Raw genomic sequence first — 26,249 nt, forward strand, 5'->3', positions numbered from 1 at the left:
ACTACCCCGAAATGATAAATGTTCGATTAAACTCATCAGTTTGAAATTCAGCTAACCAAAGACAATAAACATCCCCTAGGTGAAACAGGTAATCAGTGAAACTTAATGGTTTATTTGGTTTAGCTTTCCGGCTGGTTTTTAAAAATCGTTGGTCGACCATTAATACAATTTGCTCGCGCGAACAATTAAGAAATATCGAGACTTCTAAAGCATTCATTTTTAGATTCGCAAGTAGTCCATTGTCACGCCATAAATTATTATCTATAAATCTCAATAACTCGTTAAGTACAATATTGTACTTTAAATTCCTTTCAGGTAATCGAATACAGCTAAAGAACAAATCTCCCAGTAAATCTTTTAGCTTCAAATTATCATGATGAATAATTGAATGTTCTAAATTAAATTCGATTTTTTGTTGTATTAAATGATGAAAGGATTCTGGCCAACGATGCCAAAAGTCAATGAAGGAAGCCCCATCAAACTCTTTTTGAGTAAGGTGAGCCCACCAATGTATTAGACCCCAACGATAGCTCTGAGGCAAATCAGGCAGTTGTTCGATAGTCTTACCTGCAAGCCAAGCAGAAGTTTTGTTTTCGGCACTATCTGGTTGTTGTTGGTTTGGATTAAGATACGTATCACATTCTCTGCAAAGTCCATTTAGACCAGCTATTCGATAATCATAATCTGCGCCACATGCGCACTTATATGTTAATAGAGCATTATGTTTGTGGCAGTGATTGTAACCGTTGAAATGCCATAAATAATGTCCAAAACCTTCCTCATATAAACATCTTGGGCAACATGGAATAGTATTTTTTCGTAATAATGAACGAGGAATAACCTCACTACCTCGTACTAGAGCGGTTGTTGATGGTGAATATATTAGCGATGTTCTATTTATTGCTAAAGACAGTATCTCAGTTTGCTCATTAAAAGTCATAAGGGCTATTTTGTGCAGTGCTGCTACTCTTGAACCATGATTATTTTTGGACGAATAAGGGTTAATTGTTTTTATATCAGTAGGGAAAGCCTCAAATCTATCGTGGTTTTCATCTTGTAAATACCGTTTTGTTACAATGAGGAACCGATGGATATCTTCATAGCCATTATTGTTTGCAACTCTGATGAAAAAACTTTCCAAACTTTCATCTGAATGTGGTTCTGGTCTTTGTAGAAACATGGCTTTCCTTCCTGTTAATACTCAACAACTCTTATAAAGTTAAAAGAAATTAATATGTAATGAGTTTAGTAGATCACCCATAAATAAAAGCACTGATTACGCGAGTGTGGTATTGGCCTAGAGTAAGCGCTGAATGTGGAGTTTGAATATCATTACTTTCAGCAATAAACGCATTTTCATCGTTCTCCCAGTCTATCGTATAGCAATGATCCTCCACTTCGGTATCGATATTCGTTGAATATTGAGTATGTTCTTGGTTTCGTTCACTGTAATAACTATCGTTAAACATCGTTATTCTGGAACAGCTTTCAGGAATATCTATTTCAATTTGTTCTGCAAACCGTACCAGATTACTTTCAGCAAAAGTGTATAGCCACGCATCTTGATTTGCGGGGTTTGTCGTTCGTAATATTCGGCCTAAAACTTGGCGAAAGTATAACTCTGTTCGAATATTACTAAGATAACAACAGACCTGAAGTCTTGGAATATCAGTACCTTCACTAATCATGCCAATACTAACTATCCATTGAGTGGCGCTGTACTTAAAAGACTCAATTATGTTATTTGAGTGTTTGTCTTTATAAGTGACAAGCACACAAGTTTGGTTGAATTGTTGTTTTAATATTTGAATGATTTTTTGAGCGTGTATGATTGAAGCTGCTACGATTAAACCTCCAGCTTTTACTGATATTTGTCTGATCGTTTTAAGCTTATTAACTGCCAACTCAATGATTGTATTTAGAGCATCATTATTATTAAGTACACAAGAATAATGTGTATTACTATTTTCTAGAAGTGCATTGATGGAGCTAAAGTGTTCAGGCTCAGTGCTACTCTGCAATGAAATCTTATCGCTATCGATTAAAGTAATATTTGGTCGTCGACAAACACCATCATTCACTGCTTGTTTTAAAGAATATTGATAGTTACAAATCACCTTATCTTCAGGATCAGTATAAGATAGTAAACTAATAGGTAGCTCATCAGAACGCCAAGGTGTTCCTGTTAACGCCAGTGTATACAAAACTGCATGTTGAATGTCATGTACTAAGCTTTGCCCCCAACTATTGTTGTCAGAGCCTTCATTGCCCCCACAGTGATGAATTTCATCAAAGACACACAATACACGGCGGCGAGATATCGTTTTCCAAAAATCATGATGAAGGTATTGCATCGATTGGTAAGTCATAGAACACCCAAGCGTTGCTACTTGACCTGTGAATGTACAATCTAATATATCTGCGAATGTTTTTTGAATGTCTAAGGCAACCGTTTTTGATGGTGAAAAGCAAATAACAAGATCAATCATATTATTATCAAATAATGCCTTTGCTAAATAGGCTGCCATGCGTGTTTTTCCTGCCCCAGGGGTTGCTTGAGCCAGAAAATGACGATGTCCATTTTTATAATAATCAATAGCATTAGAAATACACTCACTTTGCCAGAGTCGAAGCATCTTAAGTCCTTAGAGTTATTGATATGATAGTACGTTAGATATTGCTCGAATTTGCCCAACAATTGCTGCTGCGTTTTCTTTCGCTTCAGAGTGTAACTTCAATGCTAGAGAGGCTGTCTCTGGAAATTGTTCGATCATCGCTTGGTATTGTTCAGTCTCAGCAAGTTTTATGGATAATTCAGCTTCCATTGTGGCCTTTTGCGTTTTCAGGCTCTTGATACAACCATCTGACATAGTGCCTATATTATTGGTTTGATAGTTCACTGCATGTTGGTTTTTTCGTGGTTTTTTAGTTGTAAATTTAATTAAGTGGTAGTCATCACACTTTTTATATTTTTTACCATGTCTGACACCTGTTGAGGTAAGCACTCCTTTATCTTCTAATTCTGTTAAGTGCCGTGAAGCAAAAAGCCTAGTAGTATTTGGATTTTTATAGTGTGGGAATAAGTGCGTCAGCAGATCACGAATCGTCGTAGTTTTAAATGGCTCATCAGTAACTTCGTTCAAAGCCATAAGAATATCAGAATGTATTTTTACTAAATCGGTCATAGCAAGTGTTTAATAAATAGTTTTGCGGATTATAGTCCGTGGTAACATAATCATCAATAATAGATAGTCTTTCATTTTAGGTATTCCATAAAATGAAAGACTTAGCAAAACTCTTTGGTGCAAATTTGCGCTCAAAACGTCGTGATAAAGGCGTATCACAAGATCAATTAGCATTATTGGCAGATATAGACAGAAGCTATATCGGTCGAATTGAGCGTGGTGAGGTCAACATAACGTTGGAAAAGGTATATCAACTCGCAGTAGTACTTGAATGTGATGTTAAAGACTTACTTCCCTAAAAGATGGCAGCATTAAATCTATTACTTTTGATTTAAGATATGACAGGATCGCTTGGTGATCACATCGAGCTGACTTCCATGGCTAGCTCAAAATTTCCCCATTCCTATTTAGTGCTTTTACTCGTTCATATTACATTAACGTGATTTTGGATTAGTTTTATTTACTGTATATCTAACCAAATTAAACAAAGCATGGTGTTTTTACCGCTTGAATTCAGTTTTTAATAAGACTGATTAAATACATTTCTTACTTTTCACATCCTCTCATAAAGCGTTCGGCGTGAAAAAGTGTTATCAACTTCATGATATATAAAAATTATATCGAGTATGATATGGGTTTTATATGAGTATATTTTGCGCAAAAGTAAGAATGCTTATTAATATACTGTTATGTTTAATCAGTGCCAAAATCGCACACGGTCATATCTAAGAAGTTATGTTAATAGATAATGAATTTACTATCAGAGAAGGATTACTTCTCCACAAAAATATCTCACCATTAAGTGAACAGCATCTTGATGAGTTAAAGCACGTTCAAAACCTAGATGTCACTGGGTTCACAGAGGCTGATGTTCGAGGTGAAATAATTGATCCAATAATAAGGGTATTAGGATATAAAAAAGGTCAATTTTCATCTGTTGATAGAGAAAAGCACATCCGTTTTCTTGGGAAAACACATAAATATATCGATTATAGTTTTACTTTGTGGAGAGAGAACTTCTGGATTATTGAAGCAAAGAAACCATTAAAGGGAGATAGATTTGGGTATGATGAATTAAGCCAAGCAACAGAATACTCAATTCATCCAGAAATTAATGCATCTGTAATTGTCTTATGTGATGGCTTGAAGTTAGAGATATTCGATAGAGAGGAAGATCTCGAAACTCCTGTAATTTCATTTAAGATCAAGAATCTTTTAGAAAACATCGATTATCTAAGGAAAATATTAGAACCCATGCAGATTTGGTTCTTTTATAAAAGAAGGGTCCTAAAATCCATAGACAAGGCTTTTGAGTCAGAATTCAATCAGCAAAGAGTAAATGAGTTCTTAGATATTATCGAAAACAGATTTAGAGAAAAAAGAGGTCAAATTCTCAAAAATTTCCAGTCAGCTGAATTTACAGAGAAGGATTCTGCGGTTGAAGTGTCAAATGCAAGCATAGATGACATCATTGATGTACATTTTTTCTTTTCTCAACCGAGATCAACAATGTACTCAATGAACAAGGTTTTAATTGATCATTGTCTTAAAATGAGAAGCTTCGATGTAATATACAAGGTATTCCCTGATCATTATAGAGATGCGAATGATGCATATTACTCAAATGCTTTAAGTTTTTTAATTCTGCTTGAAATGGAAACAAACACCTTAAATTGGTCTCCATCATGGTTAGTTGGTGAGGGAGATAAAACAGTAGAGTCCACTATAAAGGGATTAATCAGTCACACCTTGAATTTCTTTGAAAATGATGAAGCAAGAAAAATCATCCTACTTGCATCATCAGCATTTAGGCGTTTATTCAAGGTATTGTCTATTGTTAGTCCTCAACTCAATCAAGGAAGTGAATTACAACACTTATTAACGAGAGCCAATGAATCTGAATTCTCATGGAACCAGATATTATCTTCCCCAAAAAGAAATATAATTATCGATATAGATAGGCTTAGTCTTTTGGCAACAGATAGGTTTGTTTCAGATTTTACTTCCGATAAGTACAAATTCAACTCAGCTTTGGCAAAGCAACAATTATCACAGGTTTGGCATTTAGAAAAAATGCTTCTTGAGAGTACGCCAAATTATCGCCAACTTCTTCGAGAGAAAGACTTGGGAGAATTACACCCAACGGAAGCTTCTTCTGTAGTCTCTGACAATTTAGGACATAACTGTTTATGCGTCATAAAAATGAGCGAAAAGTGGAAAAAATATACTCTAGAAAATCACATGGATGAAGTGATAGCACTATCTAAAAATGGCTCTTGGGCAGCCAAAGAAATGCTCGAGGGTAAAGAAATTCCTGATAACTCATCGAGAAAAACTATTGAGCTCTCAGATCGCTTTTTCCTTGGCAACGATAAGCTACAGGGTTCATTGAAAACGCTCTATGGATACTCATGAGCCGAGACAAGAAACATAACAAGAAAATCCAGGTGACGCCTACGGCGCACTTGATTTAGGCGTTATCCTTACTTTTCCTAATATCTAGTCACCAAAATAGAACAAACAGTTAACTAACTGTTGTTCATCTATGAGTTAGCTTAATGGCTAGCTCGAATTTGCTCCATTGTTTGCTAGCGCTCATAAGTCATCACCCATCAAGAAGGCGAGTTTGCCATAGCTGGACTAATGGAACGCAAATCAAATGACACATGGCTCTATGTGCAGTTGGTTTGCAAACTTTTCGTAGCGATGCATGTTTTCACTACTAAGGAGAAGTTTTCTCTTTTTAATGAGCTCAATCATGCATGTTCGATGTGAATTATGATGTTATACAATGGCTTGTTGAAGTGGCTAAGTTACCTGTGGCATTCTATCAAGAATGTAAAACGAGAATTGATCATATAAAGTTGTTAGGTTAATCAATAATTTGGGAAACTCATGACAGGATTAGAAATACTCGGAGCATTAGGGGCACTTTCTGCCTGTATAGGTGTGCTCAAGCCTGTGGTAGATCGCCAAGATGATTTACAAACTATTGCAGTAGAAAAACTTAATGAAGCTGTTACTGAGACAGAGGGTTATTTTTATACTCAAAATGGGAAAGCTCAAATAGAGCACACATTAAACAGAGTTTGGAACTCAGCTTCTATAGCTTTGGATCGGGCGGGTTACCCTGAAATGTCTAGACTTGCGCAAATCAAAGGTACTTACTGGTTAAACCCAAATAACTGGGATGATGAGACTATCCGTGAATCTGGCATTCAACTCAGCGAAATGCGCAGAAAGTTAAATGAAGCGTTGGAGCAAAATTAACCTAACAAGGCACTAAACTCGACACTCCAACGCTTGGCATTTTTGCTTCGCAAAAGTCTATGCCAAGGTCTTGTGCGGGTTAGTTTGGCGTTAGGGCTTTCAAACCGCGTTAAGATAAAAATAAAATGGACGTAATTAAATGAAAATTCTTGGGATTAGGGTTGAACCAAAAAAAACAACATTTGTTGTTATTAACTGTGAAGGAGATAACTTTACAATTATCAATAATGAATGTATTAAAGTTCCAGCAGCACTGGATTTTCCTGAAAAGTTGAAATATATAAGAAGCTGCGTTTTGGATATTTTAAGAGAGTATACAATAAGTATTGCTGGCATAAGAATAGCTGAGAGTAATTCTCAAAACTTAGATGTAACTAGGCTTCATATCGAAGGTGTCATACAAGAGGCGTTTGCTAGTAGTAGCGTTGACAAGTATTTCACAGGTAGAAAAACATCTATTGCATCTAGATTAAATATGAAACCTAAGCAGTTAGAATTGATTATTAAAGGTAATAATGGTTATGAATTGTTAGGTCACTGGGAGTTGCTAAAAAATAATAATGCAAGAGAGGCTGCATTAGTTGCAATGGGGGCTTTAGCATAATGTATCCATATCAGAAAGCACAAGTATCTTTTAAAAAGATTGAAGAGATTGGGCAAGAAGGACAAAACTCAAAAGTTTATCGTGTTCATGATGAATATCTCGATGCTGAAATGGTCATAAAAGAAGTCGAGAAAAACGATAACTTCTCTGCTGCTGATTATTTTTCAGAAGCCAGAACTTTATATCGTAGTAGCCATCCATATGTTGTACAGGTTAGTTACGCCTGTGAAGATGCTAAAAAAATATATGTGGCGTCACCATATTATAAAAATGGTTCACTTAAGCGCCTTATGTCGACAAGGTTTTTAACGACAAAGGAAATTATTCGTTATTCAACACATATTCTTAACGGCTTACATAATGTTCATTCGAAAGGATTAATTCATTTTGATATTAAGCCTGATAATGTTCTGATTTCCGATCGCAATGAAGCATTGCTGGCAGATTTCGGATTGACAAAAGTTATGGATAAAGAAGGTGTAGCGAAACAACCTAAGTTATACATTAAGCAATTTCCTCCAGAGGTATTTGGAAATCGAGAATGTGAGTTTGACAATAGGTTTGATATCTATCAAGTTGGTTTGACTATGTACAGAATGTGCGTAGGTGATCAAGCTTTTGATGAACAATTTTCTGTTTACCAGACAGGCCCGCAGTTTGGTCAAGATGTAATATCGGGTAAGTTTCCAGACCGTAAAGCATATCCATTGCACATACCTACAAAATTACAACGAACCATAAATAAATGCTTAAAAGTTAATCCAGGAGATCGCTTTGGATCAGCTGTTGAAGTAGTAAACGCTCTTGCTGATATTGATGGTTCTATACTACACTGGGAGTATAAACCAACTGAGACTCACCAAGTATGGGAGTCAAATGTTGATGGTGTCACTAAGACGATAAGTGTATGTAATGAAAGGAAATCAAAAGCTTACCGTAAAACAGGGTCGTCAGAGCCGAGAAGAATTACGGCATATTGTAAGGACGACATTACTGATACGGATATCATTAGGTTTTTAAATGATGAAAAAGAAATGCGAAAAAAGTAGTCAATTTTTAACTAGAGCAAGATTAGTTAATGACACTCGAAAGTCTCTTTCTCGCGATAAGTTACCAGAGCCAACGGAAGACATGTTTGACTGTCTTTTAGGCTTTAAGCCGGGAGCAAGAGACTTCATTGACCTCTCCAAAACAGTTAAGCCCTAACAAAACAATCAAAGTGATGCGTTACATTCGGCATTATTGATATGGCTAGCCCCGTGTTTACGGTGCTAGCCTGTTCTTTATTTTGGTTGCCGTGCTCACTAGGACCGTGCCGACGTAGCGAAATCGGACCGAGCGTTTGGGTTAGCAAAAATGCGCTTGCAATACCAGATCTAATCCATCATCTGCTTGATGCGCAAAACCGCTAACTCAGAAATGTCCAGAATCTTCTCAGAGGGCACTCCTTAACTCAGGAGTGCCCCGTTACGAGTTAATGCGACCTAAATTTAGTTCTTGAATGTCCATATTTGCGATACTTTAACTAATCGAGGCAAAAAGAAAGGCCTGGCCCCATTATTTGCCACTTCTCTACTTACGTCACTCGGTCTTACCAATAGCGGTAACTCACTTTGGTCGAAATGATCGATGGATTACCTCCGTATAGGAAACCTTGGTAGGCAAAAGACAAGACTTGACTCCACGACTTCCCATTTCCTTCGACAGTATGAAGAACTAGTTGAGTATGAGTATTATCAATTATACTCATACTATTACTATACAGAAAAATAAGTACAGATAACCAAAGAGGATGGCGTTAATAACTAAATGTTGGCGCTGTTTTCATCCCATATAGCCCCACCTCTTAATATCGAATTTAGTGTTATACCTCTTCATTTAATCTGCCATGCATATTTCTTTAAATATTACATAAGATTTTATGGTTTGATAGCAAGTATTGTTTATTTTCGGTAAGTTTATAGCGGCTCTCTATATTACATGTTATATGAATATAGAGGGTAACTAGTATTTAGCTATTTACTTGAAATAACAGACAAATTAATACCTGTAGTTTCCTTTATATAGTTCTCGGCTGAGCCAATGATACTAAGAACGTCATTATTAGTTTTTATCTTTGAAATTGCTGGTTGGACTATGTACATAGAGTACTTTGAGATGCAATATTTTGACATTTTTTTATATTTAACTAATAGATCAAGGGTTCCTTTATCGATACGTGAAGACTTTTGTTGTTGTAACCGATTCTTCTCCCTACTTATCAACCGTTCGAACAATTTTTCTTCACAGTTAACCCATTTTACGCTTTTGACAGCTTGTCCTGATACTTGATATACATCGTCTACTCTCGCGCCTGGTAATGATCCTTTTGAGCAATACTTACAATGGTAAAAATCAATTATAAGTTGTTCATCTTGCGTATTCTTAATTGCTACTATATCTGCAACCTCACCAGACCCATCATCATCAAAGACAATGTCATATTGATCCTTAATGGTTTGAATTGTTTTATATTGTATTGAGTTGCTTATTTTAATATCTCGTTGTGATTCTACGGAGATATCAATCCCTTTCCAATCCCAAACCTCGATTTTTTCGATATCATAGGGGAATGCAAAAGTTTCTTCACAGTAATGTCTCAATGTACCTTCGATAATTGATGTATCAGAAAGGAATATTATAGGTGGATTATCCGAAAAATAGGATTCTAATGATTGTGTTTTCGTTCCTATTCTTATTTTTATTTTTTCACTACCACTTACAATAAATCCACCTTCATTGTTTAATGACATTTTGAAATTGTAGATTTCATGATCTGATTTTAATATGAAATCGAATTCGTTATTGCCGAGAATATTGTCTTTTTTGATTTCTAGTTGATAATTAATAATCGACTGGTGATTGTCGTTAATTAATAAATCTATCCGACTTTCATTTTTTCTAAGTATATCTTCAGGCCAATCAATATTTATTGCTTGAATTTTAGGGTAGGTTTTTAATTCTTCTGACTGCATTGCGGTTTTCATTATTTCATTGGTGTTGATAGTCTCATCTAAAATCTTTGAACCTATTTTTTTACACCATTTTATCCACACATCGATTGAGTCACTATCCATTGCCCATACTTTACCCTTATGAGAACAGCCAATAGTAACCATTTTCCCTTCTTCATAACCTTTTCCAAATATATTAGATTTTCTAGCTCTTTGTGCCTCTAATTCTGGAATGGCTTCTTTAGTGTTAGTCCCTGTGTACATGATAAAGCGTAAATCGCTCTTATCTTTATTTAAACCAATATTTTGAAAGCGTAATCGTTTGACACGCCCCAAAACCCTGAACATGTTTTCACCCGTTAATTTCACCGCATCTTTGGCTACTAACTCAACAAGCCTTTTGACATTTCCGTCGGTACTTGAAGAGTGTACATATACCAAATTGGTTTTTTTATCATAAAAAATTATATACAAATCCCAACTAACATCATTGATTTGTTGAGAGTTTGACCATGGAACAGATAACATTGTCTTGACGGAAAATATAAGTGTATCTTTATTTTTACTAATGGTTGAGTCTGTGATTTCATGGTTTTTATCTTGAAACTTAATGAATTGATCAGGTTTCCATTTTGAATTGGTTACTCTAAACACCTGAGTGCTAATTTTAGGGCTTATCCCTTGTTCTAAAAGATTACTACCTTTTGAATCAAAGTTCTGCCTGAATTCTTGATATTCCTTTTCGCTACTAACTTTTTTCGTTCCAATTTTCTGAATAATATCATTCCAATCAGAGTCTTCACTATACAGCTCTTCAAGAGTGTTATTCACCTTAGCATCAGCTATATTGGCTACAAACTTTGCATTGCCTAAGCCAGTAAATTTCCGAGTAAATCGTCCTGTAAATTGAAGCATTATATTTATGCTTTTGTGAATATCATGTAACGCACAAACTTTAAGTTGAGGAAGGTCAAATCCTTCCCCAAGCATATCAACACATACAATAATTGAGTGTTTTAAATTTTTAATATCATCCAGTATCTCTTTTTTATTTTTTGTTTTACTATTAATAACTATTGGATTCAAATCTGTGTACTTCTCATAGTGTTGAAATACTTTCTTGGATCTTTCTATTGTGGACACCCGTGCCATTAATATGTGATTCAGGCCATTTTCTCTATCTTTTCGAAGGAGTGAAACAGCTTTTTTTGCAATTTTCTTGTCAGAAAAATCATCAACAAACTCTTTAATTGGATGAAATTCAATAGGCTTAAAGTAACCATCTTTTTGTGCTTGTTTAATCGGATAGTTAAAAATGATTTTGCCGTCTACTCGATTTTTATCTGATCGAAATGGTGTAGCTGTAAATTGAAATATTGGTTTCCCTTTAAATATTTCTTTAACTCGATTCCATGTGCTCGCAACTACATGATGTGCTTCATCTACTATCAGGTGTGAACATAGATTACTTAAACTCTTTATATCATCATTACTATAGTTAGCTAACGAACTTGCTGTCGCGATAATTACGTTTGCATCTTTAAATGAATCTATTTCTTTGGAGTCTACCATCCCTTGCTTTACGGCCATTACTTTTGGATTTAAGACCAAATATGTTACTAATCCTAGCTCCCTTAATAACCCGAGAGAAACAAATTTTTCTACGGTTTGCTTGCGTAGTGCATCAGATGGAACAATAACTAAAGTACGTTTAAATTTTCCAGCTACAACCATAGATAATATTGTTTCTGTTTTTCCTGTCCCTGTTGGCATTACGACTGTGGCTGTTGATCGTTCATCTGAACGAATGTGAGCTAGTGCTGCGTATATTCCTCCAATTTGAGGTGAGCGCAGGCCTGCGATATTGTCAGATTCTTCTACAAAATTAAAATTATTACGCAACCAAGATTCATGAACATCGTCGGCCGTTAGCATAGAAGTGTTATCTTGCAATAGTGATTGCCAAATCAGCTCATTCTTGCCAAAAGTTACAATTTCTCGACTAGGTTCTTCACTCATACTCATATTTTGTCATCCAATATAGTTTAGCGCATCACTATTGATCTAATAATCAATAGGGTGCATATAAGTAAAACCATCGTAACTGATGATTTATATTCTAACTAGATAAAATTCAGAGATTTAAGAACTATGGATGAAAAAGCACTGATGGCGTCACAACCATCACACCAAGCCCCTGCACGCTTATAGCCCTGCATAAGACAAAACTAATGGGGTCAATTTTTGCCTTTTGCTTAACTATGTTTTCTATACCTGAAGTAATCAGAAAATACAGTGTGTTCTATAGATCGTAACAAGCTTTTGTCCATTTCCTTCCAACTACAATCGTGATGACCAAATGAAGAAGGAGGTCATCATGGTAGTTTTCAACAAAACAAAACAAAACGAAGTGGCGTCAAAAAGCCTTTTCAGCTTGAGGAAATTTGGCGGATCAGAACCAGACTAGAGATTGAAAATAGTTTGATGCAGCTTGTGCTACTTAACTTAGCTATTGATAGCAAACTTAGAGCGAGTGACTTGCTCTCGCTCAGGGTTTGCGATGTATCTTCGCAAGATAGGATATTTAGTCGTGTTAAGCATATTCAGCGAAAAACAGACATTGAAGTTCAATTTGAAATAACGACAAGAACTCAAAAAAGTCTAATGAGATGGATTTTGATTTCTTCGTTAAACGCCAGCGATTTTCTTTTTCCAAGCCAAAGACGAAAGCAACAATCAATTAGCTATTCGTACTATAGATACCTAGTCAGAAAGTGGGCGTCAGATCTTGGGTTGGATTCTAACCTGTATGGCACTCATTCAATGAGGCGAACAAAAGCTACATTGGTCTATGCAAAAACGAAAAATATTCGAGTGGTGCAACTTTTACTGGGACATACAAAGGTAGATAACACGATTCGCTATCTTGGTGTTGAATTAGAAGATGCATTATTACTTTCAGAAGGTACTGATTGTTAGTGAAAGGAACCCTATTTCTTAGGGTTCCAATTAGCTACTATTCTGACAAGCTGTTGCCCCAAATTCATTTAGAGCTAATGCTCATCACACCTTCAGAAGACCGTACTTGCCCCAATTTTTATAATGAATCATTATGTGCTTAGTTGACTAATTGCTAGGTTGCCTTAAGTCTAGGGATATGGTGTCTATTTACTTTTATCCGATAAACCTTTGGCGATCTAGCAGCCCAGATGCTTAGGATACCCAAAGTGCATATTTCAAAAGTTAGAATTGAAAACTTCCGCAATTTTCGTGAATTGGAAATAAAAACAGATAGAAACATGGTGATTGTGGGAGAAAATAAAGTTGGCAAAAGTAATTTCCTCTTCTCTCTCAGACTTGTTTTAGACCCCTCATTATCTGACCTAGACCGATTCCTAAGTCTGGATGACTTTTGGGATGGATTAGGAGGAGACAAGTTAGGAAGTACAATAAAGATATCCTTAGAAATTAGCGGAATTGACCAATCACCAACGACCTTAGCCGCTTTGGCTGATGGCTTAATTGACATAACAACCCACACAGCGAAAATAACCTATGTTTATCAACCTAAAAGCGGGGTGACGATAAACTCTCTTAATGATTACGAGTACAATATATACCTTGGAAATACTGAAGATATTCCTATAAATCGTTCCCTGCGTCGCTGCATACAAATGGAACTATTTCATGCACTGCGGGATTGTGAAAGGGAGTTGAGTAACAGTAAGAGAACGCCTTTAAGAACATTTTTGGAACATGTCGGTGATAACCTTACTGAAGCACAAAAGGCTTCAATCCTAGCTGGATTTGAACAAACGCAAATGGCACTTTCTGGTGTTCCAGATTTAGGACAAATAGAACAGAGTATCAACTCTATGCTCCAAACAATGGTTGGAACCAGACACGTATCTCCTGTTCAGTTGAAACTAGCTCCGCAAGACATCAACAAACTAATTAAGTCTCTCCAATTGCTGGTTGATGCAGGAACTCGGGCAATCAATCAATCTAGTACTGGTAGCTCCAACATACTATTCTTGACGTTAAAGCTACTCGAGCTTCAGCACTCAATGAGTATTGGTGAACAAGAGTTTACTTTCTTAGCAATTGAAGAACCTGAAGCCCACCTTCACCCTCATGTTCAAAGATTACTGTTTGAGTATTTCTACAACTCAGAGGCAAACTTAAACACCCTCCTTACAACACACTCACCACATATCGCAAGCTCAGCTCCAATTAATTCTCTGATCGTACTAAAAGAGTCAATGGACGGGGTTATGCCCTCAACAAAAGGACATTCTTTGGTTAACTCTGCACTATCTCCTGAAGATATAGAGGACATGAGTAGATACTTAACCGTTACACGGGGGGAGGTTCTATTCGCTCGTGGTGTAATTTTAGTTGAAGGAGATGCTGAGGAGTTTTTGTTCCCTGAGCTAGCAAGAAAGTTAGGGTATGAGTTGGACAAGAAAGGAATATCTATATGCTCAGTGGCCGGAACAAACTTTGATCCGTACGTAAAGTTCCTGTTGAGTATCGGTACACCTTTCGTAGTTATAACCGATCGCGATCCACTAGAGCTAGAAGTACCATTAGGCGTCACTAGAATAGATAAGTTACTGGGTATTATCTTACAAAATCACACACTGAACAGTGCTGAAGCAACAATCTTGGCTCAGGGGCGAGTTAACGGAATCTTTACCAACACTCAAACGTTGGAAACTGAATTGGTAAGCTCTCAGAACATGAAAAATACAGTGTGTGATATTTTACTGGAAGAGCATGGCTCTCGCCCGCAAGTAGGCCCAATAATCACTTCGTGGAGGCAAAACACTTCACCTATAGATACGAACGCTATGCTTCGGTACATCAGTGAAATAGGTAAAGGAAGGTTCGCTAAGCGTTTGAGTAACCGACTACCTGAAGGGCAATGTCCAGAATACATAGCTGCTGCTTTCGAGTACATTTATGAACGCACATAATATCCCCAGTAAATACAAAGAAGAAGCAGAAGAACTGAACACATTAGGTCAAAGAGATGTGTTCGATTCGACTGCTAATTGCGCAGTCATGGCTGGCCCAGGTAGTGGAAAGACGAAAACACTTGTCTTAAAAGTTGCCAAAATCATAGATGAAGATATCTCAAATTATGAGAGAGTTTCTTGTATTACTTATAGTCGACAGTGTTGCAAAGAGCTTCACAACCGTTTTAAAAAAATCGGATTATCTTCTAGTGAGAAATTGTATATTGGCACCGTACACAGTTTTTGCCTGAGTCAAATTGTTGCTCCATTAGCACATTTGACTGACTCAACATTACCTACATCTTATAGTGTAGCTACCGAAGATCAGAGAAATGAAGCCTTTAACTTAGCTAAAGAACTGGTTGGGGAAAGAGTTCGATATTACAGCCAAAGTTTCATGGCAAGCTATCGTATGACGCACCTAGAAAGAGGGCCAACATTTAGCACGGCTGATTCCAATTGCGCAAATTTAATAGAGGTCTATGAGAGGCTTTTAAGAGAAAGATGTCTAGTAGATTTTGATGACTTAATACTCGTTAGTAGGCGCCTTATTCTTGAACACAGCTGGATTCGAGATATTTTAAAAGCCAAATTCCCTGTTATTGTTATTGATGAGTATCAGGATCTGGGTAAGCCTTTGCATGACATGGTTATCGCTCTTGCCGAGCATGGTATACGAATTATCGCTGTTGGAGATATAGACCAGTCTATATATGGATTTACAGGAGCTCACCCTGAACTCCTTGAGCATTTAAGTGAACGTGATGATTTCGAAAAAGTTGAGATGAAACTTAACTATAGATCGGCACAAAACATCGTTAGCTTATCGGATGGGTTTGTTAGCCAAGCAAAGGGAGTAATAGCCCATCACCAAGATAGAGTTGCAAGCATTACTTGTCATCTATGCCCAGATGGTATTGAGCAACAAATTGAACAAGCTTTAACGCAAGCTTTGACTATCGCTTCTGAAACGTCGGATAGAGCACTTAGTGATATAGCGATTTTGTATCCCGATGCAAACACAGGAGATCTTGTTGCAGCTCAAGCCTCACGGTTAGGCATTGTTTATAACCGTACAGACAACAATGCTCCTTACAGAAAGAATCCACTTACAAATTTTATTGAAGACTGTGCCTCATGGGTTAGTTACGACTGGCGAGCAACATCAAACAAAATCTTGTTATCAGAGTTAATCTCGACATTGATTAGTTTCGTGAAAAGCGACATTGATGACATAGATGCTTTAGTTCAAGGCTTTGTATCCTATCTATGGACAGTAAGAGGCAATGTGGAAGAAAGCCCTGCTTATAGCTTTGTTACCGAGCTAGTTAGTATTTGCTTTCCTTTTTCAGCGTCTCCATCCCACATGTCAGATGATTTTAAAGAAGTAGGAAAGATGACTCAGGCACTATCAAGTGAAGGCGTATTGCAGAATGTAAGCCTTACAGTGTTGGGTAATAACAGAGAGAAGTCTAACAAGTTAAATTTGATCACTTATCATTCATGCAAAGGTTGTGAATACGATATTGTTATTGCTATAGGTCTAGATAATGGTGTTTTTCCTAAATTGAAGTGGGATCAAGGTACTTACCAGTGGTGCTACCCAGATGATAGGGAGATGCAAGAAAGGAGGCGACTTTTTTTCGTTGCATTAACGCGAGCAAAATATGACGTTCATTTTTACAAATCTGAATTCTTTTTGACTAGTAGAGGTGACAGAAGGTATTTCGGACAAAGCAAATTTCTAGATGAACTTGCTAGTCGAATGAGCTAAAGGGAAGATTAGTAATGAATCCATTTAAGAACTTTCAGCTAAAGCAACTTCCAGACTTGGTATTGGTCATTTTGGGAATATCATTTCTAGCAATTTTGGGAGCACTGATCCGCTCAGTAGTTCTTCCTGGAGGAACATTAGGCTGGCTATTGGTTATTGCGGCCTTTCTTAGTTTCAGTATTGCTTGGAAGAATACTCACTACAGAACTCACGACAAAGAAATACATAAGTGGGTAAATGCATGGCGGCATAATGGGTTGTCGAACGCATTTCTTTGTTTAGCCGTGGTAATGTTGATATCAGCATGCGCATACTTCAAGTAACGCTAGTTACAATCAAGGATAAGTTTCGCCCAGACCATGTATTATCTGGGCTTTGATCAAACCGCATTTTCTTTTATTTAGTAAATCGACCGAGCGTATCTGTTCAGCGAGTTTGTCTTATTAAAAATTATCCGTTAAAAGCTTACTTAGTGAAGTAATTGACACACTTTTGTCCAACAACGAGCTAGCTATTTTTGCTAGCTCAAATCTGCCCCATTATGAGTTAGATCTTTTACTCATTCATATATCATTAACGTGATTTTAGATTAGTTTTGTTGACTTATTTTTATGCAAATCAGTCTTACTTAATACATTTCTTACTCTGAATGTTTTCAATAAATACTTAGAAATAAAATAATGCAACCAAGCTCATGATATTTATGAATTAAATTGATTATTATTGCTGAACTTTAGTGGCATTATTTTGCATGAAAGTAAGAATGCCTACTAATAAGCTGCTAGCTCGTCCATTAAAAATAATTTAATAAGGCACATATATGGCATTGATTGATTCGTATAGAAGAAATGTTGCTCGAAAACAAGATGAAATTGCTCGTTTAACTGAGCAAAAAGCAAAAGAGTACACGAAAATTACTGGTTTTAATAATAAAATCCAAACAGCTACGCGTCAGATGAATTCTTCTAAATCAGTAACGACGATCAATAGTCGTTTAAAGGAAATTCACAGAAATCAAGAAGATATAGCAAGAATTGAAAAGAAAACAGCAGAATTTGAAACGAAAATTGCTAAGAAAAATAAGGAACTTCAAGCAGAACAACGTAAGTTGGGTAATGAAGAAATAAAGGAAGCGAAAAAACTACAGCAACAACAGGTTAAATTTCAACTTGATCAAGCAAAGGCCTTTAGTGCTGTAAACAGAACTCTAACTGAACATTCAGATGCTATTAACTCACTCAATGAACTTCCTGAAGAGATCACTGTACTATTTCTTGCTTCAAACCCAAGAGATCAGGGGCAGTTGAGTTTAGATGAAGAAGTGAGATCTATTAAAGAAATGATTACTAAATCACGTCACCGTGATGCGGTCAAACTTGAATCCTGCTGGGCAGTAAGGCCAGGGGATATACTTCAGTATATTAATGAATATCAACCAACAATTGTTCATTTTAGTGGGCATGGTAGCTCCGATAATGAACTCGTGCTTATGGATAACAATTCAAATACAAAACTAGTTTCTATGAGATCAATAGTTCAAGCAATGAGTGTTGCTAATGAAGATCTAAGGTTGGTATTTTTCAACACTTGCCACTCTAAGAACCAAGCTAGCAATGTCACTGAATATATCGAATGTGCGATTGGAATGAATACTTCAATCACTGATAATGCTGCACAAATTTTTTCGGCACAATTTTATTCTTCTTTAGGTTTTGGCTTATCGGTTGAAAAATCGTTTAATCAAGCTAAAGCTGCATTAATACTAGAGGGAATTCCTGAGGAAAATACACCTGCTTTGTTCGTCAAATCAGGCTGTGATGCTTCGGAAATTTGTATTGTTGCAGAGTAAGTTGGCTAAAAATCTGTTTAAGAGTGCTCCCAACGTTTGGCATTTCTCATTCCATCGTTAGGTTTTAGTGTTTAAGGTGGTATGCGGGAGCTTCGGTATTGCGTTGCTCACCACTTAACGAGGCGTTAGTACTCAGGAGTAAAAATTGGCTATAGAGGTAGCATGTTCAACCGCATCAGTGTGGATCGAACCCAAATATATAATTCCAGCATTTATGGTTTTGTTTTCGTCAGGTCTTTTCCCGTTTTTACTGCATAAATACAAGGTAAAACGAGAACGAGAGGAGAAACTCTTTGATACTAGAAAAGAAGAGTATCAGGGGTATTTTAAGAAAATGGAAGAAGCTGCGAGGTTAGCAGGGCAGGACTATGATAAATATTTAACTGAAACGTTGCCCAACGCTTCACGTAAGCTCTATGAAGCTCAATCTTCCCCTGAAGCTGTAGTTGAATATCAACAAACGCTAAATGCTTTCACCAAAGACATTAATGATGGATTTATGAAAGCTACAAATGAGCTAGTTAGTCTTAGAATCGTGTGTAGCAATAAACTTGCCGTACTGTTGGATGATTTTGAAGGGACGTACCAGGCAATGATGAGCCTGCAGCCTCAGATGCTTGAGGAAATTCGTCAGTCTCTTACCCCCGAATCGTTCATCACTGGTCAATTCAATTTTGAAACCCCAAGTAAAATAATGATGAATGAGTTAGGGACTTCTTTGGTTGAAACTAGAAATTTGATAATTAAGACAATGCGTAAAGAGTTAGGGTTTGAGTACTAACAAATAAGGATATGTGTCGCGCAGCCGACACCTATCCGAAGTGTTGGACAAGCCCAAGCTACCTTATATAAGTAAATATCATCAAGAGTAATGTCAAACCCTTACTTTTCCTAATATCTACCAGCCGAAAAGGAGCAATTAATCTAAGCAGTTTTTGTCCAAAAATTAGCTAAAGATCTTACTCTCATCGAAAGGTTTTCGTTTTCCTCTATTGTTGCGCATATAATCTTCCCAACCTAAGTCATTAGGTTGGTCTTGCAACATTCTATCTGTGATCTTGACGCCTTGAACAAAAGGGTTTTTCCATGTTGAGAGTTTATTACCAGATGTCAAATTAGATGCAAATTCCCAGTCGTTTTTACTTATGCAGTTATTGTCGTTTTCAATTGCATTTACCGCCGCATGAAAGACTAAATTTCGAAGTGAACGCATATTTCCTTGCGAAAATGCATAGATTTTTTTTGCTATAGGTTCTGATGCAAGGTTTGATAATTGATCAAAAGGTAAGGCTTCATCTAAACGTCTGAGAAAACCAGCATAAATGCCATAATTATTGATATAACTAAATGGTTTTAATTCAAACTGTATCGAAAAGCGACTTCTCAGCTGAGTGTTTGCTGCCAAAACTACTTTTGAATAGGGCATACCAAAAAGAATGACAGGGCATTTTGTCTTATTTATTAACATCTTTAGCCAGTCACCAACTCTTGAGAGTATTCTATTTGAAGATTTTTCTACTAAGTGTTGAAATTCATCAATGATAATAAGCTCTATTTTCATTGTTGGTACTAAATCTACTATTCGTTTTGTTAAAATAGTTAAGTCTGATTCATAAAGAGCTAAGGGATCTTCAAGGTAGAGCAGGAGTTCACGAGCGGCATCTACAGGTTTTGCATTCTCTGGTAATTCGATATAGACAACAGGGACAATATCTTGTCGTGCTGTTGAGTCTTTATCATTCGCTTTTAGGTATTTTCTTATAATTGAGGTTTTGCCAACGCCAGATGCGCCATATACCATCATACACGATGGTTCTGCCCCAAATTTAGAGAGCCTTCTGCATCGATCTATATTGTTTATGATAGCAGCTACATCAGGCGTAGATATAAACGCTTTTTTTGCTTTGGCAATTCTTGTAATGTTGTCATCCATAATTTAGATCCTATACATAATCAATATCCCATCCACTACTATCTTCTTTTTCAATATTTTTAGTTGATGTCTTTTGATTATTAGCAGATTTTTTTTCTTTAGGTTGTCGAGCATTAGCAGCCATTTGTTCGTTTTCTTGATATCGAGCAGCACGACGTTTATTTGTTATTGTTGTTTTTTTCTTTTGAATAGATTGATCAACAATTTCATCAATTCTTAATTCAGCATCAATTTCAGAGTCTAAGTTATGTTCGGTAATATTGAGTTCTTGTTTTATTTTTAGGTTTTTTTTATGCATCCATAAAGTTACTGTACTCGCATATTCATAATCAATAGCAGGGACTTTGAAATAAGATTCTGTATCTTCATCAAGAACCCATATGAAGCCCATATTTTCGCGGTTATATTTTATCGTAACTTTATGATTACCTTTCTTACCTCGGTATTCTGCTAATCGTTCACTGCTATAAAAAAGCTCTGTTGCTAGTCCAATCCCTTCTTTTCTTAACATTCGTTTATCTAACTTAGTAAAATAGAAATCAAGTTCTTCGTCGGTACCAAGAAATTCATTCGGAGGCCAGTTTTTTTCAGCGTGTTTCCATACTCTATTTGGGCAGTTTGTCCCTCTTGAATTTGGTCTAGGATGGAAAATATCAACAAGCCATGTAAGGTATATTTGTTTGATTTCACTTAATGTTAATGAGGCTTCGTCGCTGGAATTGTAGCCCTCTCTTTGTAAGTAATTACTAAATGTTTTACCAGGAAGATCATTAAGTAATTCAGTGTTAGTGGTTCCATACTGCCGTTCTGTATGCGGTTTATTATCAGGTGTTTCTACTCTGTTTTGATGAATGTTTATAAGTAAACTGTCACAAGCAAGAGTAAAGTCTTTAGACAAAAACTCTTTACCATTATCCGTAACAAGTAGGTCAGGGATTCCATAACATAACCATTCATTTTGAATTGATGGATAGTTTTGTAATAGATTATCTTTGCGTTTGATTGCATTTTTTAATGCTAAGGCAACAGACATGTAACTTGGAGGTTCAAAGCCAAGGTAGAAACCAATTACTGATTTACTATGACAATCTACTAGTTGAGTTAAATAAGGACGACCTATAGGTACTCGATGTTCTTCATGAACAGCAAATAAATCTAACCATGTATGATCAACTTCTACTCGTTCTAGTAAGTACTCAGTTTGGATTTTTTTCCCCATACGACGGAATTCTCGTTTTGCTATTCGATCTCCTTTGCTTGCAGCTAATTTTTCATAGGGGGTGATTTTTTTTACGCGCTTTCTTATGGCTTCATATGAAGGGTAGGTATGCTTTGTTTTATGGGTAAGATTATATTGTCTTACTTTTCTTCTGACTCGCCTAAAAGCTGTACTAACATTGATTTTATTGGCAGAAATTACTTGTTCAACAGCTTGATCAATATAGACTGATATTGTTTTAGGTACCTTAGTGTTTCTATTTCCCTTTTGCTTAGTCTTTGGTACTAAAGATAAAATACTAAAATTTGATTTTTTATAAGTTAGCCACCATCGATAGATAGTAATTGCACTTGGTATTGATCGCTCTTCTTGTTGTTGAAGATCAGCCCGTAAGCGTTCAATTAAAACTAAGTTTATTTCTGAACTTTTATTCAATATATTTCGAAGTATACTTAATCTGAATTTAGCTTCATTTTGAGCTTTTTTGCTAAATGATGTTAAATCTTGCAAATCATCATTTTCGATAAATGTGAGCTTACTGGAAGCATTTTCGCTATCAGATGTTGGGGTTCCATGAAAACTAGAAAATGATGTTCTAGACATAAGTTGTCTTTAATTCAGTTTGGTTATTCAGAAGAACTCTAAGATCAGTATTTATCAAGTACTTAGACAATAAATCATAAATCATCGGAATTATATTTTTACTATTACTAAAATGATCAATTATTGTTTCTAGCTTTGTTGAGCCATGTTTATTCAAATACTTAAGAATAGTTGTTTGCTCATAAGTTAATTCAGAATGAGATGCATATCTGTGCATGTGTTTTAAGTTTTTAAGAAGAGGAATATGTCTAATATCGTGTTCTTCAATCAATTCAAGATCTACATCAAAAAGTTTTCTCGCATACTGTCTTTTTGCCTCAAACTCTTTAGTAAAACGTTTTGAATTAACAGCATTTGGTGCCTTAACTTCGTATAGAACCATCTCACCACAATCAAATTCGCATAAAAAGTCAGGAACATAAGTACGAATAATTCCATCAATGACATAACTATATCTAATAGGTTGTGAGCAAAATCGAGAGATATTGTTATTAAAATCAAAATGAAAACAGGCATCGAATTCCAATGTCGATTCAACTGAAATGATAGTATTCATTTTAACGCTAGCATAACGATGTATATTTTTTCCTCGGGATTTGGTTAGCTTTCTGGCTGGATCAATAAATGCTAACTCAAGAGGAGAGTCTGTTTGATATGTCGCTGGAGGAATCGATTGCATAAAAATTGCCTCTTTCACCATATGTCGTAAACTTACGTAAGTATGGTACACAAAGAGGCAATATCAAGTTATGGTTGTATTAAATATCAACTTATGGTTGTAAATATCAACTTATGGTTGTTTCAACACTATTTACTGAAAATTATTAAGCTTATTCTTTACCGTAAACGTTATTTTCTTGTTCTTGAACGCGGATAAACGTTGCACGCTTTGTTAGCTCTTTAAGCTGTGCTGCACCAACATAAGTACAAGTTGAGCGCACACCGCCCATGATGTCTTGAATAGTAAAGTTCACAGAACCACGGTAAGGTAATAATACTGTTTTACCTTCAGCTGCGCGGTATGTTGCAACGCCACCTGAGTGCTTGTCCATCGCGCTCTGGCTCGACATGCCGTAGAACTTCATGAATTGCTTGCCATCTTGCTCGATAACTTCACCGTTGCTTTCAGTGTGACCTGCAAGCATACCGCCAAGCATAACGAAATCAGCGCCGCCACCAAAGGCTTTCGCAACATCACCCGCACATGAACAACCGCCGTCACCGATAATACGACCACCTAGGCCGTGAGCAGCATCTGCACATTCGATGATAGCTGAAAGTTGTGGGTAACCAACGCCAGTTTTAACACGCGTAGTACATACAGAACCTGGGCCAATACCGACTTTAACAATGTCAGCACCTGCAAGAATGAGTTCTTCAACCATATCACCCGTAACGACGTTACCTGCGCTGATTACTTTATCAGGGAACTGTGCGCGAACACGCTCAACGTATTCTACAAGGTGCTCTGAATAACCATTAGCAATATCAATACAGATAAAGATAATGTCGTCAGTTAACGCCATGATGTCTTTGGTTTTTTGGAAATCAGCTTCAGAGGTACCGGTTGATACCATGACGTTATTTAATACTGATGCATCGTTAGCGCTGATGAACTCAGCCCATTGCTCAACAGTGTAATGTTTATGAATCGCGGTCATGACTTTGTGTTGCGCTAAAGCGATAGCCATATCAAAGCTACCTACTGAATCCATATTAGCAGCAATAATTGGCACGCCTGACCATTGACGGCCACTATGTTTGAATGTAAAATCACGGGTTAAATCAACTTGAGAGCGACTTTTCAATGTTGAACGTTTTGGACGAAATAAAACATCTTTAAAGCCTAACTTTAGATCTTGTTCGATACGCATGATTTGTATTCCTTACAAATTAATAGAATGCAGCCCTCGTTAAAATCGTTACTGGCAGGTAACTTTTTTTCCTGTTGAGCGGGCGCAAAAAAACCGGAGCGTTGGCAGACGCTCCGGTTTTCAGCATTATAGGCAGAGATTTGTTAAATACAACCCCTAAAATGTAAACAAATATATCTCAATGCAAAAAAATTGAAGAAAATCCCGCCTTTTTTATGAATAATCTCTTATTTTTTATCATCTTTTAATTTATCTCCTTGGCTAATCTCTGCATAATTTATGTAATTGATGAGTTTGAAAATAAATTAAATTGCAGTTGGTATCTCTTTTTTTACCCGCTATGATTTAATTTTAGGATAACTTAAAGCATTAAATGGGCTGTGGAAGGGTTGAGTTGTTTAAGAGACGAAAGAGAAAAAATCAATTTCCCGTTGATTTTTATGGTGAAGAGGGGAGCTGGCGCTTTGTGATCCGTGCTATGCGTCAAGATGAGATCATTGATGCTATGTACTGGTGTGCGCATATTTCATGTCATCGTAAAGATTTTGATTTACTGCATATTGCGAGTGATAAGTTCGATTGTCGTTATAATTATTCAACAGCAGACTTATCAGATTTACAGTTTGGCCTAAGTGGTACACCATTGAAAGTAACCATGATGGGGCCGATTGTATTAATGTCGACCATTAATGAACATTTTGTTGATACAGAAATAGAGTAACAATCTGAACCATTGGTGCGAATACATTGGCGCATGTAGTGGTGTGGTTTAAGTTATAGACAATAGAAAAACGCTAAATAACAACCGTTATCTAGCGTTTTTTTATGACTTTTTTTGAGACATACGCCGTTTAGTTTAGGCTACGTTCCAATAATTTTTGTTGGTATTGTGCTGGTGTTAAACCACGATTACGTTTAAATGCTTTGCTAAAACTTTGGATATTACTGTAACCAAGTACAGTTGCTATTATGTCGATACTCATGCCTGAGAGCATATATTTTATGGCGATATTACATAAAATATAATTTGTCATACCAGTAAATGTCCAGCCGTTATCATGTAAGCGACGTTGTAATTGTTGGCGTGATAATCCTACCTTTTCAGCAACAAAATCCAATGTAGGAAAGCCGTAATAACGTGAATAGTTAATGATTTCAAACATGACCTTAGCAAGATCTAACGGTTGGGGCATATTGAGTAAATCATCCAATTGTAAATTTGAAACCAGAATGGGTTTTGTTATCGGCAGCGGGCGCTGGTTACCATGCTCCAACATTGAAAGATTTAACCAAACCTTTGTTGCAGATGATTGCCATGTGATCGGGCATCCAAAAAATTGTTGAATGGCGGGATCTATTATTTCAGCACCAGAAAGCTCTACTTTTAAAGGAACATAATCATCCCCCATGTAGTTACGGGTGACTTGGGTAAATAAAATCGCAATTTTTAAGCTGTCAAAACTCGCCGCACGCCCATGTGCATAGTTATTGTAATATACCCACTTAACAATTTTTCCTGATTGTTGACCATGAAAAGACGCCCCTCCTTGTAAACATGATACACCGTAGTTGATTCGTCGAAATGCTAATGCAAGATCAGGGCAAGTTACATACCAATTACCAATAGGCCCGATATTTTCAAAGGTGATATCTGTGGCAATTTTGATCATATAAGCCGAATCGTTGGTTAATTCTTCAATACGCTCTAACCACTGTAAATAATCATTAAAAGGGATCAAAGACATCGGTTCTCTGAGTAATTGAGTAGGAATACCTAATTCAGCTAAGCCGATTCCATAGTGTTTTTGTAAGCCAAGTTCTAATGGTTTAAGAAAGGCGGTTCGAATAAAGGCAATATTGATCATGATGTTCTTCTTATGGTGCTGATGGGCATTTGCTGAAATAAGTAAGATTATTATCGTTA

General features: G+C 36.4%; 21 protein-coding genes. 11 read left to right on the forward strand and 10 right to left on the reverse strand.

All coding sequences use genetic code 11. The annotated features are described in order from the left end of the window. Position 1 precedes the first annotated feature (1 nt). The 3 genes from CZ809_RS01000 to CZ809_RS01010 form a co-directional block, all read right to left on the reverse strand. Positions 2–1,180: a TniQ family protein gene (locus tag CZ809_RS01000; RefSeq protein ID WP_080155585.1), complete on the reverse strand. Its 1,179-nt coding sequence runs from the start codon at positions 1,178–1,180 to the stop codon at positions 2–4. 73 nt (positions 1,181–1,253) lie between these two features. After that, complete coding sequence (locus CZ809_RS01005; protein WP_080155586.1) at positions 1,254–2,636, reverse strand: DEAD/DEAH box helicase; 1,383 nt, start codon at positions 2,634–2,636, stop codon at positions 1,254–1,256. 15 nt (positions 2,637–2,651) lie between these two features. Further along, positions 2,652–3,185, reverse strand: a complete 534-nt coding sequence (locus CZ809_RS01010; RefSeq protein WP_080155587.1) for a VspR family transcription factor — start codon at positions 3,183–3,185, stop codon at positions 2,652–2,654. Between the two features lie 92 nt (positions 3,186–3,277). Here CZ809_RS01010 and CZ809_RS01015 point away from each other — a divergent pair, with 92 nt between their 5' ends. The 5 genes from CZ809_RS01015 to CZ809_RS01035 all read left to right on the forward strand — a co-directional run bounded on the left by CZ809_RS01015 (position 3,278) and on the right by CZ809_RS01035 (position 8,108). Further along, complete coding sequence (locus CZ809_RS01015; RefSeq protein ID WP_080155588.1) at positions 3,278–3,484, forward strand: helix-turn-helix domain-containing protein; 207 nt, start codon at positions 3,278–3,280, stop codon at positions 3,482–3,484. A 436-nt stretch (positions 3,485–3,920) separates the two neighbouring features. Then, entirely contained in the window at positions 3,921–5,600 is a 1,680-nt protein-coding gene (locus tag CZ809_RS01020; RefSeq protein ID WP_080155589.1) for a type I restriction enzyme HsdR N-terminal domain-containing protein, read from the forward strand. Between the two features lie 480 nt (positions 5,601–6,080). After that, a complete protein-coding gene (locus CZ809_RS01025; RefSeq protein WP_080155590.1) occupies positions 6,081–6,455 on the forward strand; it encodes a hypothetical protein in 375 nt (124 codons plus the stop codon). A gap of 139 nt (positions 6,456–6,594) precedes the next feature. Further along, positions 6,595–7,059: a hypothetical protein gene (locus CZ809_RS01030; protein ID WP_080155591.1), complete on the forward strand. Its 465-nt coding sequence runs from the start codon at positions 6,595–6,597 to the stop codon at positions 7,057–7,059. Further along, positions 7,059–8,108, forward strand: coding sequence for a serine/threonine-protein kinase (locus CZ809_RS01035; RefSeq protein ID WP_080155592.1), 1,050 nt, complete (start codon positions 7,059–7,061; stop codon positions 8,106–8,108). Before CZ809_RS01030 ends, CZ809_RS01035 begins: the two co-directional genes overlap by 1 nt. Here the strand turns inward: CZ809_RS01035 and CZ809_RS21465 are convergent, their stop codons facing one another. Continuing rightward, a complete protein-coding gene (locus CZ809_RS21465) occupies positions 8,109–8,237 on the reverse strand; it encodes a hypothetical protein (protein WP_268877575.1) in 129 nt (42 codons plus the stop codon). A gap of 837 nt (positions 8,238–9,074) precedes the next feature. Next, a complete protein-coding gene (locus CZ809_RS01045) occupies positions 9,075–12,077 on the reverse strand; it encodes a DEAD/DEAH box helicase (RefSeq protein WP_080155594.1) in 3,003 nt (1,000 codons plus the stop codon). A 417-nt stretch (positions 12,078–12,494) separates the two neighbouring features. Here CZ809_RS01045 and CZ809_RS01050 point away from each other — a divergent pair, with 417 nt between their 5' ends. The 5 genes from CZ809_RS01050 to CZ809_RS01075 all read left to right on the forward strand — a co-directional run bounded on the left by CZ809_RS01050 (position 12,495) and on the right by CZ809_RS01075 (position 19,477). Beyond that, positions 12,495–13,031: a tyrosine-type recombinase/integrase gene (locus CZ809_RS01050; RefSeq protein ID WP_080155595.1), complete on the forward strand. Its 537-nt coding sequence runs from the start codon at positions 12,495–12,497 to the stop codon at positions 13,029–13,031. 248 nt (positions 13,032–13,279) lie between these two features. Beyond that, complete coding sequence (locus CZ809_RS01055; protein WP_080155596.1) at positions 13,280–15,031, forward strand: ATP-dependent nuclease; 1,752 nt, start codon at positions 13,280–13,282, stop codon at positions 15,029–15,031. After that, entirely contained in the window at positions 15,018–16,847 is a 1,830-nt protein-coding gene (locus CZ809_RS01060; protein ID WP_080155597.1) for a UvrD-helicase domain-containing protein, read from the forward strand. Before CZ809_RS01055 ends, CZ809_RS01060 begins: the two co-directional genes overlap by 14 nt. 820 nt (positions 16,848–17,667) lie before the next feature. Beyond that, positions 17,668–18,696, forward strand: coding sequence for a CHAT domain-containing protein (locus tag CZ809_RS01070; protein ID WP_080155599.1), 1,029 nt, complete (start codon positions 17,668–17,670; stop codon positions 18,694–18,696). A 145-nt stretch (positions 18,697–18,841) separates the two neighbouring features. Further along, a complete protein-coding gene (locus CZ809_RS01075; RefSeq protein ID WP_080155600.1) occupies positions 18,842–19,477 on the forward strand; it encodes a hypothetical protein in 636 nt (211 codons plus the stop codon). A 165-nt stretch (positions 19,478–19,642) separates the two neighbouring features. Here the strand turns inward: CZ809_RS01075 and CZ809_RS01080 are convergent, their stop codons facing one another. The 4 genes from CZ809_RS01080 to CZ809_RS01095 form a co-directional block, all read right to left on the reverse strand. Continuing rightward, complete coding sequence (locus CZ809_RS01080) at positions 19,643–20,629, reverse strand: TniB family NTP-binding protein (protein WP_080155601.1); 987 nt, start codon at positions 20,627–20,629, stop codon at positions 19,643–19,645. Between the two features lie 10 nt (positions 20,630–20,639). Continuing rightward, entirely contained in the window at positions 20,640–22,451 is a 1,812-nt protein-coding gene (locus CZ809_RS01085; protein WP_080155602.1) for a TnsB C-terminal domain-containing protein, read from the reverse strand. Further along, entirely contained in the window at positions 22,444–23,130 is a 687-nt protein-coding gene (locus CZ809_RS01090; RefSeq protein WP_144396128.1) for a TnsA endonuclease N-terminal domain-containing protein, read from the reverse strand. The genes CZ809_RS01085 and CZ809_RS01090 overlap by 8 nt, the downstream gene beginning before the upstream one ends. Before the next feature lie 151 nt (positions 23,131–23,281). Continuing rightward, the gene (locus CZ809_RS01095) at positions 23,282–24,325 is read right to left on the reverse strand and encodes a GMP reductase (RefSeq protein WP_080155604.1); all 1,044 of its coding nucleotides are present in this window, start codon (positions 24,323–24,325) and stop codon (positions 23,282–23,284) included. A 394-nt stretch (positions 24,326–24,719) separates the two neighbouring features. Between CZ809_RS01095 and CZ809_RS01100 the strand changes: the two genes are divergently transcribed. After that, on the forward strand, positions 24,720–25,046 hold the full coding sequence (locus CZ809_RS01100; RefSeq protein WP_235865754.1) for a hypothetical protein: 327 nt from the start codon (positions 24,720–24,722) through the stop codon (positions 25,044–25,046). A gap of 130 nt (positions 25,047–25,176) precedes the next feature. Here the strand turns inward: CZ809_RS01100 and CZ809_RS01105 are convergent, their stop codons facing one another. Continuing rightward, a complete protein-coding gene (locus tag CZ809_RS01105; RefSeq protein ID WP_080155606.1) occupies positions 25,177–26,190 on the reverse strand; it encodes an AraC family transcriptional regulator in 1,014 nt (337 codons plus the stop codon). Positions 26,191–26,249 lie beyond the last annotated feature (59 nt).

The organism is Photobacterium piscicola, from assembly GCF_900166965.1.
GTDB classification, from domain to species: Bacteria; Pseudomonadota; Gammaproteobacteria; order Enterobacterales; family Vibrionaceae; genus Photobacterium; species Photobacterium piscicola.

What these genes read in the sequence shown, in the direction of transcription:
- CZ809_RS01000 (WP_080155585.1), bottom strand. Translation starts at nt 1,180, where the DNA reads ATGTTTCTACAAAGACCAGAACCACATTCAGATGAAAGTTTGGAAAGT.
- CZ809_RS01005 (WP_080155586.1), bottom strand. Translation starts at nt 2,636, where the DNA reads ATGCTTCGACTCTGGCAAAGTGAGTGTATTTCTAATGCTATTGATTAT.
- CZ809_RS01010 (WP_080155587.1), bottom strand. Translation starts at nt 3,185, where the DNA reads ATGACCGATTTAGTAAAAATACATTCTGATATTCTTATGGCTTTGAAC.
- CZ809_RS01015 (WP_080155588.1), top strand. Translation starts at nt 3,278, where the DNA reads ATGAAAGACTTAGCAAAACTCTTTGGTGCAAATTTGCGCTCAAAACGT.
- CZ809_RS01020 (WP_080155589.1), top strand. Translation starts at nt 3,921, where the DNA reads ATGTTAATAGATAATGAATTTACTATCAGAGAAGGATTACTTCTCCAC.
- CZ809_RS01025 (WP_080155590.1), top strand. Translation starts at nt 6,081, where the DNA reads ATGACAGGATTAGAAATACTCGGAGCATTAGGGGCACTTTCTGCCTGT.
- CZ809_RS01030 (WP_080155591.1), top strand. Translation starts at nt 6,595, where the DNA reads ATGAAAATTCTTGGGATTAGGGTTGAACCAAAAAAAACAACATTTGTT.
- CZ809_RS01035 (WP_080155592.1), top strand. Translation starts at nt 7,059, where the DNA reads ATGTATCCATATCAGAAAGCACAAGTATCTTTTAAAAAGATTGAAGAG.
- CZ809_RS21465 (WP_268877575.1), bottom strand. Translation starts at nt 8,237, where the DNA reads ATGAAGTCTCTTGCTCCCGGCTTAAAGCCTAAAAGACAGTCAAACATG.
- CZ809_RS01045 (WP_080155594.1), bottom strand. Translation starts at nt 12,077, where the DNA reads ATGAGTATGAGTGAAGAACCTAGTCGAGAAATTGTAACTTTTGGCAAG.
- CZ809_RS01060 (WP_080155597.1), top strand. Translation starts at nt 15,018, where the DNA reads ATGAACGCACATAATATCCCCAGTAAATACAAAGAAGAAGCAGAAGAA.
- CZ809_RS01070 (WP_080155599.1), top strand. Translation starts at nt 17,668, where the DNA reads ATGGCATTGATTGATTCGTATAGAAGAAATGTTGCTCGAAAACAAGAT.
- CZ809_RS01080 (WP_080155601.1), bottom strand. Translation starts at nt 20,629, where the DNA reads ATGGATGACAACATTACAAGAATTGCCAAAGCAAAAAAAGCGTTTATA.
- CZ809_RS01085 (WP_080155602.1), bottom strand. Translation starts at nt 22,451, where the DNA reads ATGTCTAGAACATCATTTTCTAGTTTTCATGGAACCCCAACATCTGAT.
- CZ809_RS01090 (WP_144396128.1), bottom strand. Translation starts at nt 23,130, where the DNA reads ATGCAATCGATTCCTCCAGCGACATATCAAACAGACTCTCCTCTTGAG.
- CZ809_RS01095 (WP_080155604.1), bottom strand. Translation starts at nt 24,325, where the DNA reads ATGCGTATCGAACAAGATCTAAAGTTAGGCTTTAAAGATGTTTTATTT.
- CZ809_RS01105 (WP_080155606.1), bottom strand. Translation starts at nt 26,190, where the DNA reads ATGATCAATATTGCCTTTATTCGAACCGCCTTTCTTAAACCATTAGAA.